Source organism: Curtobacterium sp. 1544 (assembly GCF_040544915.1).
GTDB lineage: Bacteria > Actinomycetota > Actinomycetes > Actinomycetales > Microbacteriaceae > Curtobacterium > Curtobacterium pusillum_C.
Genome location: NZ_JBEPKX010000006.1, coordinates 101,382 through 119,513, shown reverse-complemented (window position 1 = coordinate 119,513; position 18,132 = coordinate 101,382). Strand labels below are relative to the sequence as shown.

The following is an 18,132-nucleotide window of genomic DNA, read 5'->3' as shown; positions in this document are numbered from 1 at the left end:
GAGCGGAGCCTATCGGTGGTGTCTTTGCCGAGCCTTGGACGATGCCGAGCGTCGGCCGGTGTCAGGCCTTGCCCCGCATCAGTGCCTGCTTGACCTCCGAGATGGCCTTGGTGACCTGGATGCCGCGGGGGCAGGCGTCGGTGCAGTTGAAGGTCGTGCGGCAGCGCCAGACGCCTTCCTTGTCGTTGAGGATGTCGAGGCGCACGTCGGCGGCGTCGTCGCGCGAGTCGAAGATGAAGCGGTGCGCGTTCACGATCGCGGCCGGGCCGAAGTACTGGCCGTCCGTCCAGAACACGGGGCAGGACGACGTGCACGCGGCGCAGAGGATGCACTTCGTGGTGTCGTCGAAGCGAGCGCGGTCGGCGACGGACTGCACACGCTCCTTGCCCTTCTCCGGAGCGGAGCTGGCCTGCAGGAACGGCTGGACCTCGCGGAAGGACTTGAAGAAGGGCTCCATGTCGACGACGAGGTCCTTCTCGAGCGGCAGGCCCTTGATCGCCTCGACGTAGATCGGCTTGGACACGTCGAGGTCCTTGATGAGGGTCTTGCACGCGAGCCGGTTGCGGCCGTTGATGCGCATCGCGTCGGACCCGCACACGCCGTGCGCGCAGGAGCGTCGGAAGGTCAGCGACCCGTCCTGGTCCCACTTGATCTTGTGCAGCGCGTCGAGGATGCGGTCGGTCGGCAGCATCATGACGTCGAAGTCCTGCCAGCGCGGCTCGTCGTCGACGTCCGGGTCGAAGCGCCGGATGATCAGGGTGACGGGGAACGAACCGGGAGGGGCGTCCTGCACCGTGTCGGTACGGGGTGCGTCGGAGACCAGGGTGTCGGTCATCTCAGTACTTCCTCTCCATCGGCTGGTACCGCGTCACGACGACTGGTTTCCAGTCGAGGCTGATGTGGTCGTCGGCGAGTGACGAGTGCGGGTCGCCCGTCAGGTACGCCATGGTGTGCTGCATGTAGTTCTCGTCGTCGCGCTTCGGGTAGTCGTCGCGCATGTGGCCGCCGCGGCTCTCCTTGCGGTTGCGGGCCGAGTAGACGACGACCTCGGCGAGGTCGAGGAGGAACCCGAGCTCGACGGCCTCGAGCAGGTCGGTGTTGAACCGCTTGCCCTTGTCCTGCACCGAGACCTGCATGAAGCGGTTCCGGAGCGTGTGGATGGTCTCGGTGACGCGCGCGAGGGACTCGTCGGTGCGGAACACCTGCGCGTTCTTGTCCATCTCGTCCTGCAGCTCCTTGCGCAGGGCGGCGACGCGCTCGGTGCCGGTGGAGGCACGGAGCTGCGCGAGCATGTCGCGGACACCGGCGGCCGGGTCCTCGGGGAGGGGCAGGAACTCGGCGGTCTTGACCCACTCGGCGGCGTTGTTGCCGGAGCGCTTGCCGAACACGTTGATGTCGAGCAGCGAGTTGGTGCCGAGGCGGTTCGAGCCGTGCACGGAGACGCAGGCGCACTCGCCGGCGGCGTACAGGCCGGGCACGACGGTCGTGTTGTCGTACAGGACCTCGGCGTCGGTGTTCGTCGGGATGCCGCCCATCGCGTAGTGCGCCGTCGGCATGACGGGGACGGGCTCGACGACGGGGTCGACACCGAGGTACGTGCGGGCGAACTCGGTGATGTCGGGGAGCTTCGTCTCGAGCACCTCGGCCCCGAGGTGCGTGCAGTCGAGGAGCACGTAGTCCTTGTTCGGGCCGGCGCCGCGGCCCTCCGCGACCTCCTGCACCATGCAGCGCGCGACGATGTCACGTGGTGCGAGGTCCTTGATGGTCGGGGCGTAGCGCTCCATGAACCGCTCGCCCGAGGCGTTGCGGAGGATCGCGCCCTCGCCGCGGGCACCCTCGGTGAGGAGGATGCCGAGGCCGGCGAGCCCGGTCGGGTGGAACTGGAAGAACTCCATGTCCTCGAGCGGCAGGCCGGTGCGCCACACGATGCCGACACCGTCGCCGGTCAGGGTGTGCGCGTTCGAGGTCGTCTTGTACATCTTGCCGAAGCCGCCGGTCGCGAAGATCATCGCCTTGGCGTGGAAGACGTGCAGCTCACCGGTCGCGAGCTCGAAGGCGACGACGCCGGCCGGCTGCTTGCGGGTGACGCCGTCCTCGCCGACGACGTCGACCATGATGAGGTCGAGCGCGTAGAACTCGTTGAAGAAGTTCACGCCGAGCTTCACGCAGTTCTGGAACAGCGTCTGCAGGATCATGTGGCCCGTGCGGTCGGCGGCGTAGCAGGCCCGGCGGACGGGGGACTTGCCGTGGTCGCGGGTGTGACCGCCGAAGCGCCGCTGGTCGATCTTGCCCTCGGGCGTGCGGTTGAACGGCAGACCCATGTTCTCGAGGTCGATGACCGCGTCGATCGCCTCCTTCGCCAGGATCTCGGCGGCGTCCTGGTCGACCAGGTAGTCGCCGCCCTTGATCGTGTCGAAGGTGTGCCACTCCCACGAGTCCTCTTCGACGTTCGCCAGCGCCGCCGCCATGCCGCCCTGCGCCGCACCGGTGTGCGAGCGCGTCGGGTACAGCTTCGAGATGACGGCCGTCTTCGCCTTCGGCCCGGCTTCGATGGCGGCACGCATGCCGGCACCGCCCGCCCCGATGATGACGATGTCGAACTGGTGGTGGTGCACGGTGGTCTCGGTCACAGGGGTCTTTCCGTAGACGGTGGGAAGGCGGTCGGCAGCGGGGGTGGTGCTACTGCGCCGGGCAGAAGGAGGGCAGGTCCGCGGCGGCTGCGCCCGCGGGGCACGGGTCGAACGTCCAGCACACGAGCAGGCCGAGGACGATGAGCACGACGCACGCGATGAGGATGGCGACGAGCAGCGTCTTCCGGATGCCCGGCTTCGACACGTAGTCGTTGACGATCGTCCGCATGCCGTTCGAGCCGTGGATGAGGGCGAGGACGAGCATGAGCGAGTCCCACACCTGCCAGAACGGCGACGCCCACTTGCCGGCGACGAACGCGAAGTCGATCTGCTTGACGCCCTCGCCCGCCACCATGTTGACGAAGAGGTGCCCGAAGATCAGCACGACGAGCAGGACGCCCGAGCCGCGCATGTAGATCCAGCCCCACTTCTCCCAGTTGGTGGTGCGGCGGGCTGCTGCTGCCGAGCGCGGGGGCTCGATGGTCTGCGTGGTCATCGGTGTGCCCCCTTAGTTGAAGTCGGCGACGAGGTTCATGAGCTGGCGCGGCAGGAAGCCCGCGATGGCGATCGCCCAGAGGACGATCACGATCCAGAACATGGCCCGCTGGTACTTGGGGCCCTTCGACCAGAAGTCGATGAGGATGATCCGGAGCCCGTTGAACGCGTGGAACACGATGGCCATGACGAGGGCGATCTCGCCGAGGTTCATGATCGGCGTCTTGTAGGTGCCGATGACCGCGTTGTAGGCCTCTGGGGAGAGCCGCACGAGTGCCGTGTCGAGGATGTGCACGAGCAGGAAGAAGTAGATCGCGACGCCGGTGATCCGGTGCAGGACCCAGGACCACATGCCGGTGGACCCGCGGTAGAGCGTTCCCTGCGGTGTCCGAGAAGCGCGTGGCGCCTCGATCGTCACCTGGGGTGCGGCGGTCGCCGTACCCCCTCCGGTCTGCTCGGCCATGAGCTCGTCCTCCCATAGGACGGGCTCGCCCGATCGGCGAGCCCTTGCCGTTCGTGTTCGTGTTCGGAACACCACCATCCTATGCGCGTGCGCTGACCTTCTCGTGCCACCCGGCCCGTGCACCCCGCGTCGTGGCTGGCGGCGCGCCGATCGTGCGGGCCGTGTCGTGGTGGCCGAGCAGCTGGTCGCCGACCGCCTCCCACGTCGTGCCCTCGACGCGGAGTCGTCCCGCGGACCCCATCCGGTCCGCGAGCGCACGGTCGTGGTGCAGGCGCAGGACCGCCCGGCGGAGCGCCTGCGGGACGTCCGGGTCGTACAGCTCGCCGTCGAGTCCGGGCGCGACGAGGTCCAACGGGCCGCCCGACGCCGGTGCGATGACCGGCAGGCCGCTGGCGTGCGCCTCCTGCAGGGTCTGGCCGAAGGTCTCCGCGGGGCCGGTGTGCACGAACAGGTCGAGGGCCGCGTACGCGTCCGCCAGCGCGTCGCCGCGCAGCGGGCCGGTGAAGGTCACGTCCAGGTGACGGAGCCGTCGTTCGAGGACGGGCCTGGAGGGACCGCCTCCTGCGACCACGATCCGGATGCCCGGGATGCCGCCGAGCTCCGCGAGCCGCTCGACCTCCTTCTCCGGTGCCAGCCGCCCCACGTACCCGACGATCGTCTCGCCGCCCGGCGCGATGCGCCGACGCAGCGCACGGACGTGGCCCGAGTGGCGACGTGACGGGTGGAACAGCTCGGTGTCGACGCCGCGTCCCCAGCGCGCGACGCGCGGGACGCCGTCCTCCGCCAGCATCGCGGCGGTGGCGCTCGACGGCGCGAGCGTCAGCGAGGCGCCGGAGTGGATGCGCCCCAGGATCTTCCTGACCAACGGGACGGTCGCGGTCAGGCCGTTGCGGCGGGCGAACCCGGCCACGTCGGTCTGGAAGACGGCGACGGAGGGGATACCGAGCCTCCCGGCTGCCGTGATCGCGCGCCCACCCAACAGGAACGGACTCGCGGCGTGGAGGACGTCGGCGCCGGAGGCGGCGAGGATCGTGTCGAGCACCGGGTGGGGGAGTGCTACCGGGAACTGCCGGTACGCGACGGCGGGCACGCGGTGGACGTCGAAGGAGCGGTAGCGCTCGACCTCGGTCCGGGAGCGGAACTGGGCGAGGCCCGGGGTGTCCGGCGCGATCACGACCGCGCGGTGGCCACGGCGTTCCAGGTGGTCGAGGACCGCCAGGACGCTGGTGGTCACGCCGTTGAGGGTGGGCAGGAAGCTCTCGGTCACGACGGCGACGGTCCGTTGGGACGTGCCGCGCTCCACGCTGCGTGCGTTCATGGCACGGCCCATGGTCCGCGCGCCGTGTGTCCCGGTGGGGCCGTCGACGTGAACGGGGCGCGCGCACGGGGTGAACAGGCCGTGCGGGTGACCGCATGCGCGAAGCGTGCGGGAAGCACCCAGGTCGTACCCGTCGGCACCGGTACGGTGGCCACGTGGCAGACGCACTCGAGGACTTCTACGCGATCATCCCCGCCGGGGGCATCGGATCGCGGCTGTGGCCGTTGTCGCGGGCGGACGCGCCCAAGTTCCTGCACGACCTGACGGGCTCGGGCACCTCGCTGCTCCGGCAGACGTGGGACCGGCTCGCGCCCCTGTCCGGCGATCAGCGGATCATGGTCGTGACCGGCCGTGCGCACCGTGTCGCCGTCGAGTCGCAGCTGCCGGGCGTCGCGGACCACAACGTCGTGCTCGAGAGCGAGCCGAAGGACTCCACGGCGGCCATCGGTCTCGCCGCGGCGATCCTCCGTCGTCGTGAGCCCGACGTCGTCATCGGGTCGTTCGCGGCGGACCACGTCATCGGCGACGAGCGCGGCTTCCGACGCTCCGTCCGCGAGGCCGTCGTCGCCGCGCGTGCCGGCTACGTGACGACGATCGGCATCACGCCGACCGAACCCGCGATCGGCTTCGGCTACATCCACGCGCACGGGGACCCCCTCGGCATCGAGGGGGCCCCGACCGCGCACGCCGTCCGGTCCTTCGTCGAGAAGCCGGACCTCGAGACCGCCCGCTCGTACGTCGAGCAGGGTACGTACCTCTGGAACGCCGGCATGTTCATCGCCCGCGCCGACGTCCTGCTCGCCGAGATCGGCCGGACGAAGCCCGAGCTGCTCGCCGGGCTCGAGGAACTGGCCGACGCATGGGACACCTCCTCCCGCGGGGCCGTCGTCGACGCGGTGTGGCCGGAGCTCGAGAAGATCGCCATCGACTACACCGTCGCCGAACCCGCTGCCGCTGCCGGTCGCATGGCCGTCATCCCGGGCGACTTCGACTGGGACGACGTCGGGGACTTCGCGTCCCTGGCGAAGCTGCAGTCCGGGGGGCGGGCGAACAACCTCGCCGTGCTCGGCGACGGCGCCCGCATCCTGGCGGACTCGTCGAGCGGGATCGTCGTCTCGCACAGTCAGCGGCTCATCTCGCTCATCGGGGTCGAGGACATCGTCGTCGTGGACACCCCCGACGCCCTGCTCGTGACCACCAGTGCGAACGCGCAGCGGGTCAAGGGTGTGGTGGATGCACTGAAGATCAGCGGCCGCGGCGACGTCCTGTAGCGCTCCATCACGAAAAGCGCTTGACGCCCCCAGAACTGGGGACGGAACGGTGACTCCGCGTTACGGGCGCGTTTCCGTGCGGTCGCGATCCCGTAACTGATCCACAGACCCCTCCGAGGTCGTTCTGTACCGGCCGGGCGGTCGTGTACTGTCGCCACGATCGCCCGGAACGCACGTGGTCCGGGCACGCTCCCCGGAGGAACCCACCCGTGACATCTCGTACCCGTCAGGTCCTGCTGAGCGCGCTCGCGCTCGCCGGCACCGTTGCCGTCCTCGCCGGTTGCTCGGCGGCCCCGTCCGACACCGCGACGGCCAAGAAGACCGACTTCCGCCCCTGCATGGTCTCCGACGCCGGTGGCTTCGACGACAAGTCGTTCAACCAGCTCGGTTACGAGGGCATGGTCGACGCCGCGGACGACCTCGGCGCCACCTACAAGAAGGCCGAGTCGAAGGACGCGACCGTCTACGACTCGAACATCCAGCAGCTCGTCGGTCAGAACTGCAACCTCATCGTCACCGTCGGGTTCAACCTCGCCGACGCCACGAAGAAGCAGGCTGCGGAGAACCCGGACACGAACTTCGCGATCATCGACGACAACTCGATCGACGCGAAGAACGTCAAGCCGATCACCTTCGACACCTCGCAGGCGGCGTTCCTCGCCGGCTACGCGGCGGCGTCCTACTCGAAGTCCGGCGTCGTCGGGACCTTCGGTGGCATGCAGATCCCGACCGTCACCATCTTCATGGACGGCTTCGCGGACGGCGTGAAGTACTACAACGAGCAGAAGTCGAAGGACGTCAAGGTCGTCGGCTGGAACGTCGACACCGGCAAGGGCTCGTTCACGGGTGGCTTCGAGGCCGGCACGCAGGCCAAGGCCGTCGCGCAGACCCTCATCGACCAGGACGCCGACGTGATCCTGCCCGTCGGTGGCCCGATCTACCAGTCCGCTGCCGAGGCCATCAAGGACGCGAACAACGGTTCGGTCCTGATCGGCGCTGACAGCGACCTCTACGAGGCCGACCCGCGCTACAAGGACATCGCCTTCACCTCGGTCGAGAAGGGCATGCGACCCGCCACGAAGGACGTCGTCGAGCAGGCCGCCGACGGCAAGTTCTCCAACACGCCGTACGTCGGCACGCTGAAGAACGACGGCGTCGGCATCGCGCCGTTCCACGACTTCGCCGACAAGGTCGACAAGGGCCTCGAGAAGGAGCTCGACACGATCAAGGCGGGCATCATCGACGGCTCGATCAAGGTCAAGACGCAGTCCTAACCCGATGAACGCGGGCGGGGGAGCCTCCCTCGCCCGCGTTCTCGTGCGCCCGTGTGGCGCGCGTGAGACAGAAATAGACTCCCGAACATGAAGCTCGAACTCCGCGGCATCACGAAGCGGTTCGGCCCCCTCGTCGCCAACGACCACATCTCGCTCACCGTCGAGCCAGGTGAGGTCCACTGCCTCCTCGGCGAGAACGGCGCCGGCAAGTCGACCCTGATGAACGTCCTCTACGGCCTGTACCAGGCGGAGGAGGGCGAGATCCTCCTCGACGACGTCGTCCAGGACTTCGACGGCCCCGGCGACGCCATGCGCGCCGGCATCGGCATGGTGCACCAGCACTTCATGCTCGTGCCCGTGTTCACCGTCGCCGAGAACGTCATGCTCGGTCAGGAGCAGACCACGTTCGGCGGTCGGCTCGACCTCGCCGGTGCCCGCAAGCGCGTGCGGGAGATCTCCGAGCGCTTCGGGTTCGACGTCGACCCCGACGCCAAGATCGAGGACCTGCCCGTCGGCGTGCAGCAGCGCGTCGAGATCATCAAGGCGCTGTCCCGCGACGCGAAGGTCCTGGTGTTCGACGAGCCGACGGCCGTCCTCACCCCGCAGGAGACCGACGAGCTGATGGGCATCATGCGGCAGCTCCGCGAGGCGGGCACCGCGATCGTCTTCATCACCCACAAGCTCCGCGAGGTCCGCGCAGTCGCCGACCGCATCACCGTGATCCGGCTCGGCAAGGTCGTCGGCGAGGCGTCGCCCACCGCGACGAACAACGAGCTCGCAGCGCTGATGGTCGGCCGCGCGGTCTCGCTCGTCGTCGACAAGACGCCGGCGACCGGGGGCGAGGACGCCCTCGTCGTCGACGGCCTGACCGTCACCGACCCGAACGGCATCGTGCTCGTCGACGACGTCTCGTTCAGCGTCCGCCGGGGGGAGATCCTCGCGATCGCCGGGGTCCAGGGCAACGGCCAGACCGAGCTCACCGAGGCGATCCTCGGCCTCGAAGCCGTGCACGGCGGGCGGGTCACGCTCGACGGTCAGGAGCTCACCGGCCGCAGCGTCAAGCAGATCCTCGACGCGGGCGTGGGCTTCGTGCCCGAGGACCGCAAGGAGGACGGGCTCGTCGGCGAGTTCACCATCGCCGAGAACCTCATGCTCGACCGTGCCGACCACGCCGAGTTCGTCCGCGCCGGCACCATCCGCTCGGCGGAGCGTGACGCCTTCGCCGACGAGAAGATCGCCGAGTTCGACATCCGCACGCCCGGTCGCACCACCGCTGCGGGGCGCCTGTCCGGCGGCAACCAGCAGAAGATCGTCCTCGCCCGCGAACTCAGCCGCGACCTGCGGCTCTTCGTGGCGGCGCAGCCCACGCGCGGCATCGACGTCGGGTCGATCGAGTTCGTGCACAAGCGCATCGTCGCGACCCGCGACACCGGCGTCCCGGTCATCGTCGTCTCCACGGAGCTCGACGAGGTCGTGGCGCTCGCCGACCGGATCGCCGTGATGTACCGCGGCGGGATCGTCGGCATCGTCCCCGCGGACACCCCGCGCGACGTCCTCGGTCTCATGATGGCGGGCGAACTGCCCGAAGGAACGGAGCTGGCAGCGTGAGCACCCCCACGCCAGACAACACGCAGCCGGAGACGCAGCCTGAGTCCGGCGCCCCGCTGACGGACGACCGCCTGCAGGACGTCGAGTCCACCCCGCACCTCATGACGGACTCCGCCGAGGACACCGAGTGCCGCAACGGCGAGGACCGCTGGCACGCCGCCCTCCAGGGCATCCTGAACGGCTCCGCCCTCGTCACGGTGCTCGCCGTCGTCCTCGCGCTCGTCGCGTGCGGCATCCTCATCGCGATCACCGACGAGAACGTCCGCGCGGCCGCGGGCTACTTCTTCGCACGCCCCGTCGACACGCTCCGGGCGATCGGCACCGCGGTCGGCGGCTCCTACGCCTCGCTGTTCGAGGGGTCCGTGGTCAACTTCGGCGCCTCGAGCTTCCAGCAGGCCATCGTGCCGCTCACCCGCTCGGTCGACTACGCGGTGCCGCTCGTCGCCGCGGGCCTCGGCGTCGCCCTGGCGTTCCGCGCCGGCCTGTTCAACATCGGCGGCCAGGGGCAGATCCTGATGGGCGCCGCAGCCGCCGGCTGGGTCGGGTTCTCCTTCGACCTGCCCGCCGCGATCCACATCCCCCTCACCATCGTCGCCGGCATCGTCGGTGGCGCGGTCTGGGGCGGCATCGTCGGTGTGCTCAAGGCCCGCACCGGTGCGCACGAGGTGATCGTCACGATCATGCTCAACTACGTGGCGCTGTACCTGGTGAGCTACCTGCTGCGCACCCCGAAGCTGCTGCAGGCGCCGGGCAGCACGAACCCGATCTCACCCGCGACGAAGGACAGCGCGGTGCTCCCGTCGCTCTTCGGCGCCCGGTACGGCATCGACCTCGGATTCATCGTGGCGATCCTCGCGGTCGTCGTCGTGTGGTGGCTCGTCAACAAGTCGTCGCTCGGCTTCCGGTTCCGCACGATCGGTGAGAACCCCCGTGCGGCCCGGGTCGCCGGCATGAGCGTGCCCGCCCTCACCATCTGGGTGCTCGTCATCTCCGGTGCCCTCGTCGGCATCGCCGGTGCGTACCAGGTGCAGGGCGCGGTCACGACCGGGTTCACCTCGGGCATCGACGCCGGCATCGGCTTCGACGCGATCACCGTCGCACTCCTCGGACGCTCGAAGCCGTGGGGCGTGTTCTGGGCGGCGATCCTGTTCGGCGTGCTGAAGAACGGTGGCTACGCCATGCAGGCCGCGAACGGCATCCCGATCGACATCGTGGGCGTCATCCAGGCCCTCATCGTCCTCTTCATCGCGGCCCCGCCGCTCGTCCGCGCGATCTTCCGGATCCCGCAGCCGGGTGCACGTCGTCGCGTCACCACGAAGAACAGCAAGAAGGCGGTCGCCGCGTGAGCACCCTCAGCCCCACGGCGGCACCCGCGTCGCCCCTCGCCGACCGTCCGGTCGAGACCACCCGCAGCTGGAAGCTCCCGATCGGGTACGCCGTCTTCACGGTGCTCGCGCTCGTGTTCTTCGTCCTGCTCCACCGCACCGGCACGACGACGTTCCGCCTCGCCAACAGCGGCGACTTCTTCGCCCTGCCGGACGTCCCGCTGGCCGCCGGTGCGACCGGGTACGTGGTCGTCGTCCTCCTGGCGATCGCCACCGTGTACGCGTTCGTCGAGGTCCGGGCCTTCCGACGCGTCCCGCTCTGGGTCACGTCGGTCTTCGCGATCGTGTTCGTCGTCGGGTTCCTGACGTGGGCAGCCGCCGGAGCCACCGTCCCGCTGCCCGGCCTGCTCGTCGGCGCCCTGGGCCTCAGCGTCCCGCTCGTGTTCGGTGCCCTCGGCGGCGTCATCTCGGAGCGTGTCGGTGTCGTGAACATCGCGATCGAGGGCCAGTTCCTCGCCGGCGCGTTCACCTCGGCGCTCATCGCGTCGCTGACCGGTTCGCCGTGGGTGGGCCTCGTCGGTGCGCTCGTCGCCGGTGTCCTGGTGTCGTTCATCCTCGCGGCGTTCAGCATCAAGTACCTCGTCGACCAGGTCATCGTGGGTGTCGTCATCAACGCGTTCATCTCCGGCCTGACCGGCTTCCTGTACTCGCAGGTGCTCTCGCCGAACGAGACCACGCTCAACGTCGGCGTGCGCTTCCCGAAGATCGACATCCCGCTGCTGCACCAGATCCCGGTCATCGGTCCGGTGTTCTTCGAGCAGACGGTCGTCGTCTACCTGGCCTACATCGCCGTCGCGGTCGTCACGTTCGCGCTGTTCAAGACCCGCTGGGGCCTCCGCCTCCGCGCGGTCGGTGAGCACCCGCAGGCGGCCGACACGGTCGGCATCAACGTCACGAGCACGCGGTTCTGGAACGTCTCCCTCGCGGGGGCGATCGCGGGCCTCGGTGGCGCGTACTTCACCCTCGACGCGGTCGGACCGTTCACGAAGGACATGACCGCGGGCGCCGGCTACATCGCGCTGGCCGCCGTCATCTTCGGCCGGTGGGACCCGATCAAGGCCACGCTCGCGGCGCTGCTGTTCGGCTTCGCGTCGAACCTGCAGAACACGCTCGGCGCGATCAACTCGCCCGTCCCGAGCGAGTTCCTGCTGATGCTCCCGTACGTGGTGACGATCTTCGCGGTGGCCGGCCTGGTCGGGCAGTCGCGCGGTCCTGCCGCGTCCGGCAAGCCGTACATCAAGAGCTAGCCGGGAGGCGCGGCACATGACCCACACGAACGCCCAGGGTGACCAGGCGGTCACCGCCACCGCCCCTGCGGACGCCGCCCCGCGCCTCCAGTCCGACGTGGACTGGACCGCCCTGCGGACCGCAGCGACGGCCGCGATGCGGCACGCCTACGCGCCCTACTCGTCGTTCCCGGTGGGCGCCGCGGCGCTCACCGACGACGGCCGGATCGTCTCCGGCTGCAACGTCGAGAACGCGTCCTACGGCGTCACGCTCTGCGCGGAGTGCTCGCTCGTGTCGCAGCTGCACATGACCGGCGGCGGCAAGCTCGTCGCGTTCACGTGCGTCGACGGCGACGGCGCCACCCTGATGCCGTGCGGCCGCTGCCGTCAGCTGCTGTTCGAGCACTCGACCGAGGGCATGCTCCTCGAGACCGTGTCCGGCATCCGCACCATCGACGAGGTCCTGCCGGACGCGTTCGGACCCCGGACCCTCGCCACCTACCAGCAGGAGCACTGATCCCCATGGCCGTCGAGCCCTTCGACACCGTCGACCTCATCCGCACGAAGCGCTCCGGCGGGGCGATGAGCACCGCCGAGATCGACTGGCTGGTCGACGCGTACACGCGCGGCTACGTCGAGGACCCGCAGATGGCCGCGATGGCGATGGCGATCTTCCTGAACGGGATGGAACGCCGGGAGATCAAGGACCTCACGCTCGCGATGATCGCGTCGGGGGAGCGGATGTCGTTCGGGTCGCTCGGCAAGGCGACGGTGGACAAGCACTCCACCGGCGGGGTCGGCGACAAGATCACGCTGCCGCTGGCGCCGCTCGTGGCGTCGTTCGGCGTCGCGGTGCCGCAGCTGTCCGGCCGCGGGCTCGGCCACACGGGTGGCACGCTCGACAAGCTCGAGTCGATCCCCGGGTGGCAGGCTGCGCTGTCGAACTCGCGTCTCCTCGAGATCCTGTCGGACGTCGGTGCCGTGATCTGTGCCGCTGGCACGGGCCTGGCGCCCGCGGACAAGAAGCTGTACGCCCTGCGGGACATCACCGGCACCGTCGAGTGCATCCCGCTCATCGCGTCGAGCATCATGTCGAAGAAGATCGCCGAGGGCACCGGTGCGCTCGTGCTCGACGTGAAGTTCGGGTCCGGTGCGTTCATGCCGACGTACGAGGCGTCGCGCGAGCTGGCTCAGACGATGGTCGACCTCGGGAACGACGCCGGGGTGAAGACCTCGGCACTGCTGACCGACATGGAGGTCCCGCTCGGCCTGACGATCGGCAACGCGCTCGAGGTGCGGGAGTCGGTCGAGGTGCTGGAGGGCGGCGGACCCGCCGACGTCGTCGCGCTGACCGTGGCACTGGCCTCGGAGATGCTGACGCTCGCCGGGATGCCGGACGCCGACCCGGCCGCGGCGCTGGCCGACGGCCGGGCGATGGACACCTGGCGTCGGATGATCTCGGCGCAGGGCGGCGATCCCTCGGCCGCGTTGCCGGTCGCTCGCGAGCAGCACGTCGTCACCGCGCCGTCGTCGGGTGTGCTCACGCAGCAGGACGCGCTGCCGTTCGGCGTCTCGGCCTGGCGCCTCGGTGCCGGTCGTGCGCGCGCGCAGGACCCGGTGCAGGCCGGCGCGGGCATCGAACTGCACGTCAAGCCGGGGGACACCGTGACCGAGGGACAGCCGCTCTGGACGCTGCACAGCGACGACGAGTCGCGGATCCCGCGGGCGCTGGAGTCGCTCGAGGGGGCGTGGGCGATCGGTACGTCGGCGGAGCCGCGCGGTCCGATCGTGCGGGAGCGCATCGCGGGCTGAAGCCCGTCGGCTGACCTGTGGGGAGCCTCCAGTCCGTTCGTCCGTCTGTTGTGCACAGGTGCCTGCGCTCGGTCGGTGACCACCGATAGCCTGGGGGCATGAGCGCCGACGCCCCGACCTACCGCCTGCCCGACGCCGGAGCGGTCATCAACGACCTGCCGAAGGTCTCGCTGCACGACCACCTCGACGGTGGTCTGCGTCCGGCGACGATCGTCGAGCTGGCGGAGTCGTCTGGTGTGTCGCTGCCGACCACCGACGCGGCCGAGCTGGGGCAGTGGTTCGCCGACCAGTCGAACTCCGGCTCGCTCGTCGAGTACCTCAAGACCTTCGACGTCACCACGTCGGTGATGCAGACCGCTCCGCAGCTGCACCGCGTCGCGAAGGAGTTCGTCGAGGACCTGGTCGCCGACGGCGTCGTCTACGGCGAGGTCCGCTGGGCACCCGAGCAGCACCTGCAGGGCGGCCTGACCCTCGACGAGACGGTCGACGCCGTCCAGGCCGGCATCGAGGAAGCGGTCGAGGCCGCTGGTGGCAGCATCCGCGTCGGTCAGCTCGTCACGGCGATGCGCCACGCCGACCGCTCGCTCGAGATCGCCGAGCTCGCCGTCCGGCACCGGGACGCCGGTGTCGTCGGCTTCGACATCGCCGGAGCCGAGGCCGGCTTCCCGCCCGCGAACCACCGCGCCGCGTTCGACTACCTCGCCTCCGAGCTCTTCCCCGTCACCGTGCACGCGGGCGAGGCGGACGGCCTCGCCTCGATCCGGTCCGCCCTCGTCGACGGCCGGGCCCTGCGCCTCGGCCACGGCGTCCGGATCTTCGAGGACGTCACGCTGTCCGACGCCGGTGACGGCTCGACGCTGGCCTCCCTCGGCGAGGTCGCGTCGTGGGTCCGCGACCGCGAGATCCCGCTCGAGGTCTCCCCGTCGTCGAACCTGCAGACCGGCGCGATCGCCGCGTGGGGCGACGACCTCGCCGACCACCCGTTCGACGTGCTCTACCAGCTGGGGTTCCGGGTGACGGTGAACACCGACAACCGCCTGATGAGCGGGACGTCGCTGTCGAAGGAGCTCGCGCTCCTGGCCGGCACGTTCGGCTACGACCTCGACGACCTCGCGGCGTTCCAGATCAACGCGGCCCTCGGCTCGTTCCTGCCGCTCGAGGACCGCGAGGAGATCATCGCCACCATCACGGCCGGTCACCAGGAGGCCTGACGCATGCCACTGCCGCCGCTGCCTGACGAAGCCGTCGTGCTCGGGGCGACCGCGTCCTCGTGGCGCGACGCGCTCCGGCTGGCCGGCGGTGCGCTCGTGGCCTCGGGGGCCGCCACCGATCCGTACACCGACGCGATGATCGGGCTGGTCGAGGAACACGGCCCCTACATCGTGATCTCGCCCGGCCTGGCGTTCGCACACGCCCGACCGGGGCCCGCCGTGCTCCGTGACGGGCTCTCGGTCGTGACGCTCGAGTCGCCGGTGACCTTCGGACACCCGCACAACGACCCGGTCCGGGTCGTGCTCGGCCTCGCGGTCGCCGGGGTCGGGGCGCACCTCGAGTCCATCGGCGAGATCGCGAACCTGTTCAACGACGCCACCGTCACCGGGCGGCTCGCCGCGGCGGCCACGGCGGACGAGGTCCGTACGATCATGGGGGTCTCCGCGTGAAGATCGTGACCATCTGCGGCGCCGGGATCGGCTCGAGCGGGATCCTCAAGGTGAACGCCGAGAAGGCCCTCAGCGCGCTCGGCCTGCAGGCATCCGTGGTCGCGGCGGACGTCGCCTCGGTGCGTGAAGTCTCGGACGACGCGAACGTCATCCTGACGAGCGCCGAGTTCGTCGAAGCGATCGGTGACACCTACGCCGAGGTCATCGTCATCCGGAACCACTTCGACCAGGGCGAGATCACGGCGGCCGTGGACCGGGCGCTCGGCGAGCACTGACCCGGGTTCCGACCCGTTCGCCGGGCTGTGTTCTGTCCCTTTAGAGTTGGGGCATGAGCACGGAGAACCCGCTGAACGACCCCGCCGCCGACCCGTTCGAGGTCGCGCGCGACGCCGCCGCAGTCATCGCTGCGAAGTCCGGGATCGAGCGGCACGACATCGCCCTGACCCTCGGTTCCGGTTGGGGCAAGGCCGCCGACCTCATCGGTGAGACCGTGTCGTCGATCGATGCCGCCGACGTCCCCGGTTTCAGCGCGTCCGCAGTGCCCGGGCACTCCGGCACCGTTCGCTCGATCCGTCTCGCCGACGGTCGGCACGCGCTCGTCATCGGTGCCCGCACGCACTACTACGAGGGCCACGGGGTCCGTCGCGTCGTGCACAGCGTCCGCACCGCCGCGGCCACGGGCGCCTCGATCATGGTGCTCACCAACGGTGCCGGCGGCATCAAGGAGCACTGGACGCCCGGCACGCCCGTGCTCATCAGCGACCACATCAACCTCACCGCGGACAGCCCGCTCGAGGGCGCGACGTTCGTCGACCTGACCGACCTCTACTCGGCGCGGCTGCGGGCGATCGCCCACACGATCGACCCGACGCTCGACGAGGGCGTCTACACGCAGTTCCGCGGGCCGCACTACGAGACCCCGGCCGAGGTGCAGATGGCGAAGACCATCGGCGGGCACATCGTCGGCATGTCGACGGCGCTCGAGGCCATCGCGGCACGGCAGGCGGGCATGGAGGTCGTCGGCTTCTCGCTCATCACGAACCTCGCCGCCGGCATCCAGAAGACGCCGCTGTCCCACGCCGAGGTGCTCGAAGCCGGCAAGCAGGCCGAGCCCGTCATCGCCGACCTGCTCGCCCGCGTGGTGGGCGCGCTGTGAAGCTCGACCTGGCGGGGGTACTCGCCGCCGCCCGCGCGTGGGCTGAGCAGGACCCGGACCAGGAGACCCGGGCCGAGCTCGCCGCCGCCGTCGACACTGCGGCGACCGGTGACGGACCCGCGGTCCAGGCCCTCGCCGCACGGTTCGACGGACGGCTGCAGTTCGGTACCGCCGGACTCCGCGCCGAGCTCGGGTACGGTCCGCTGCGGATGAACCGCGTCGTCGTCACCCAGGCTGCCGCCGGGCTCGCCCGGTTCCTCATCGACACCGGTCGTCGCCGCAGCGTGGTCATCGGCTACGACGGCCGGGTGAACTCCGACGTGTTCGCCCGCGACTCCGCCGAGGTGATGCGCGGACTCGGGCTCGACGTCACCCTGCTGCCGTCGGCGCTCCCCACCCCCGTCCTGGCGTTCGCCGTCCGGCACCTCGACGTCGGTGCCGGGGTCATGGTCACCGCGAGCCACAACCCGCCGCGGGACAACGGCTACAAGGTGTACCTCGGCGAGGCCGACGACGGCTCGCAGATCGTCCCACCGGTCGACGGTGCGATCGCCGCGGCGATCGACGACGTCGCCGCAGGCGACGTGCGCGATCTCGTTCGGGCGACCGACTACGCGGTGGCGGGTGACGCCCTGGTGCAGGCGTACGTCGACGCGACGGCCGCGACGGTGCCGGCACCGCGCCTCCCGGTCGACAACCAGCCGAAGGTCGTCTACACGGCCATGCACGGCGTCGGGTGGGAGACCGCCCGTGCGGTGTTCGAGACTGCCGGGTTCGCCGTGCCGTCGACGGTGCCGGAGCAGATCGAGCCCGACGGGGCGTTCCCCACGGTGTCGTTCCCGAACCCCGAGGAACCGGGGGCGATGGACCTGTCGATCGCGCGCGGCGTCGCTGTCGGGGCGGACCTCGTGATCGCGAACGACCCGGACGCCGATCGTCTGGCGCTCGCCATCCCGGACGGTTCCGGTTTCTTCCGCCGGCTCTCGGGCAACGAGGTCGGGTGGCTCCTCGGGTGGCGTGCTGCCGTCCAGGCGTCCGCCGCCGGTCGTTCGGGGACGCTCGCGGCGTCGATCGTGTCCTCGCCGGCGCTCGCACGCGTCGCGGCGCGGCACGGGCTGGAGTTCCGCGACACCCTGACCGGGTTCAAGTGGGTCTCCCGTGTGCCCGAGCTGCTGTTCGGGTACGAGGAAGCGCTCGGCTACCTGGTCGACCCGGACGTGGTGCGCGACAAGGACGGCATCTCGGCTGCCCTGTCGCTGCTGTCGCTCGCGTCCGACCTCGCTGCGTCGGGTTCGACGATCGCCGACCACCTCGAGGCGTTCGCGGCGGAGTTCGGTGCGTTCGCCTCCGGCCAGGTCGCGACCCGCGTGGACGACCTCTCGCGCATCGGGTCGATCATGGCGTCCCTGCGGTCCTCGCCGCCGACCTCCCTCGGTGGTGTCGACGTCCTGACGACGACGGACTACCTCGACGGTGTGGAGGGCTTCCCGCCGTCCGACATCCTGCGCTACGACCTCGCCGGTGACGCCCGGGTGATCGTCCGCCCGAGCGGGACCGAACCCAAGGTCAAGGTCTACATCGACACCGTGGCCTCCACCCCCGCCGAGGCACAGTCCCTCGTCGACACCTTGGCCGCCGCAGTCCGCCCCCTGGTCTCGTAGCCGCCGGTTCCTCTGCCGGCCGCTGCCGCTGCCGCTGCCGCTGCCGCAAAACACCGGTGTTCGTCCAACGCACCCCAGCATGACGCGGTGCCACGCACGAACACCGGTGTTTTGCATGCCCGCGCCGCGCCAGGTCGGGTGCCGGGCGTCAGGAATCGGGGGACGACTCCTC

Annotated in this window: 17 protein-coding genes; 12 read left to right on the top strand and 5 right to left on the bottom strand. The window is 70.2% G+C overall.

Translation table 11 applies throughout. The annotated features are described in order from the left end of the window. Window positions 1–61: 61 nt before the first annotated feature. The 5 genes from ABIC61_RS05800 to ABIC61_RS05780 all read right to left on the bottom strand — a co-directional run bounded on the left by ABIC61_RS05800 (window position 62) and on the right by ABIC61_RS05780 (window position 4,906). Window positions 62–835: a succinate dehydrogenase iron-sulfur subunit gene (locus ABIC61_RS05800; protein WP_144752318.1), complete on the bottom strand. Its 774-nt coding sequence runs from the start codon at window positions 833–835 to the stop codon at window positions 62–64. Between the two features lies 1 nt (window position 836). Further along, complete coding sequence (gene sdhA, locus ABIC61_RS05795) at window positions 837–2,630, bottom strand: succinate dehydrogenase flavoprotein subunit (RefSeq protein WP_144752321.1); 1,794 nt, start codon at window positions 2,628–2,630, stop codon at window positions 837–839. 49 nt (window positions 2,631–2,679) lie between these two features. After that, entirely contained in the window at window positions 2,680–3,126 is a 447-nt protein-coding gene (gene sdhD, locus ABIC61_RS05790; protein WP_079236494.1) for a succinate dehydrogenase, hydrophobic membrane anchor protein, read from the bottom strand. 12 nt (window positions 3,127–3,138) lie between these two features. Further along, a complete protein-coding gene (gene sdhC, locus ABIC61_RS05785; RefSeq protein ID WP_079236493.1) occupies window positions 3,139–3,588 on the bottom strand; it encodes a succinate dehydrogenase, cytochrome b556 subunit in 450 nt (149 codons plus the stop codon). A gap of 79 nt (window positions 3,589–3,667) precedes the next feature. After that, window positions 3,668–4,906 (bottom strand): glycosyltransferase family 4 protein, encoded by a 1,239-nt coding sequence (locus ABIC61_RS05780; RefSeq protein ID WP_354029144.1) that lies wholly within the window; start codon window positions 4,904–4,906, stop codon window positions 3,668–3,670. 155 nt (window positions 4,907–5,061) lie between these two features. Between ABIC61_RS05780 and ABIC61_RS05775 the strand changes: the two genes are divergently transcribed. From ABIC61_RS05775 to ABIC61_RS05720, 12 genes are all read left to right on the top strand, one after another. Next, window positions 5,062–6,177: a mannose-1-phosphate guanylyltransferase gene (locus tag ABIC61_RS05775; protein WP_354029143.1), complete on the top strand. Its 1,116-nt coding sequence runs from the start codon at window positions 5,062–5,064 to the stop codon at window positions 6,175–6,177. Window positions 6,178–6,386: 209 nt separating this feature from the next. Then, window positions 6,387–7,451 (top strand): BMP family lipoprotein, encoded by a 1,065-nt coding sequence (locus tag ABIC61_RS05770; RefSeq protein WP_354029142.1) that lies wholly within the window; start codon window positions 6,387–6,389, stop codon window positions 7,449–7,451. Between the two features lie 87 nt (window positions 7,452–7,538). Further along, on the top strand, window positions 7,539–9,059 hold the full coding sequence (locus ABIC61_RS05765) for an ABC transporter ATP-binding protein (protein WP_354029141.1): 1,521 nt from the start codon (window positions 7,539–7,541) through the stop codon (window positions 9,057–9,059). Next, the gene (locus tag ABIC61_RS05760; protein ID WP_354029140.1) at window positions 9,056–10,405 is read left to right on the top strand and encodes an ABC transporter permease; all 1,350 of its coding nucleotides are present in this window, start codon (window positions 9,056–9,058) and stop codon (window positions 10,403–10,405) included. Before ABIC61_RS05765 ends, ABIC61_RS05760 begins: the two co-directional genes overlap by 4 nt. Further along, entirely contained in the window at window positions 10,402–11,691 is a 1,290-nt protein-coding gene (locus tag ABIC61_RS05755) for an ABC transporter permease (RefSeq protein ID WP_354029139.1), read from the top strand. The genes ABIC61_RS05760 and ABIC61_RS05755 overlap by 4 nt, the downstream gene beginning before the upstream one ends. 16 nt (window positions 11,692–11,707) lie before the next feature. After that, window positions 11,708–12,187, top strand: coding sequence for a cytidine deaminase (locus ABIC61_RS05750; protein ID WP_144752338.1), 480 nt, complete (start codon window positions 11,708–11,710; stop codon window positions 12,185–12,187). A gap of 5 nt (window positions 12,188–12,192) precedes the next feature. Next, window positions 12,193–13,482 carry a thymidine phosphorylase gene (locus ABIC61_RS05745; protein ID WP_354029138.1) on the top strand — a complete coding sequence of 430 codons (1,290 nt, stop codon included), beginning with the start codon at window positions 12,193–12,195 and terminating at the stop codon, window positions 13,480–13,482. 98 nt (window positions 13,483–13,580) lie between these two features. Further along, window positions 13,581–14,693 carry an adenosine deaminase gene (locus ABIC61_RS05740; protein ID WP_354029137.1) on the top strand — a complete coding sequence of 371 codons (1,113 nt, stop codon included), beginning with the start codon at window positions 13,581–13,583 and terminating at the stop codon, window positions 14,691–14,693. Between the two features lie 3 nt (window positions 14,694–14,696). Continuing rightward, entirely contained in the window at window positions 14,697–15,143 is a 447-nt protein-coding gene (locus ABIC61_RS05735; protein WP_144752347.1) for a PTS sugar transporter subunit IIA, read from the top strand. Further along, entirely contained in the window at window positions 15,140–15,418 is a 279-nt protein-coding gene (locus ABIC61_RS05730; protein ID WP_144752350.1) for a PTS sugar transporter subunit IIB, read from the top strand. The genes ABIC61_RS05735 and ABIC61_RS05730 overlap by 4 nt, the downstream gene beginning before the upstream one ends. A 53-nt stretch (window positions 15,419–15,471) precedes the next feature. Then, the gene (locus ABIC61_RS05725; protein WP_354029136.1) at window positions 15,472–16,299 is read left to right on the top strand and encodes a purine-nucleoside phosphorylase; all 828 of its coding nucleotides are present in this window, start codon (window positions 15,472–15,474) and stop codon (window positions 16,297–16,299) included. Further along, a complete protein-coding gene (locus ABIC61_RS05720; protein ID WP_354029135.1) occupies window positions 16,296–17,960 on the top strand; it encodes a phospho-sugar mutase in 1,665 nt (554 codons plus the stop codon). Before ABIC61_RS05725 ends, ABIC61_RS05720 begins: the two co-directional genes overlap by 4 nt. Window positions 17,961–18,132: the final 172 nt, after the last annotated feature.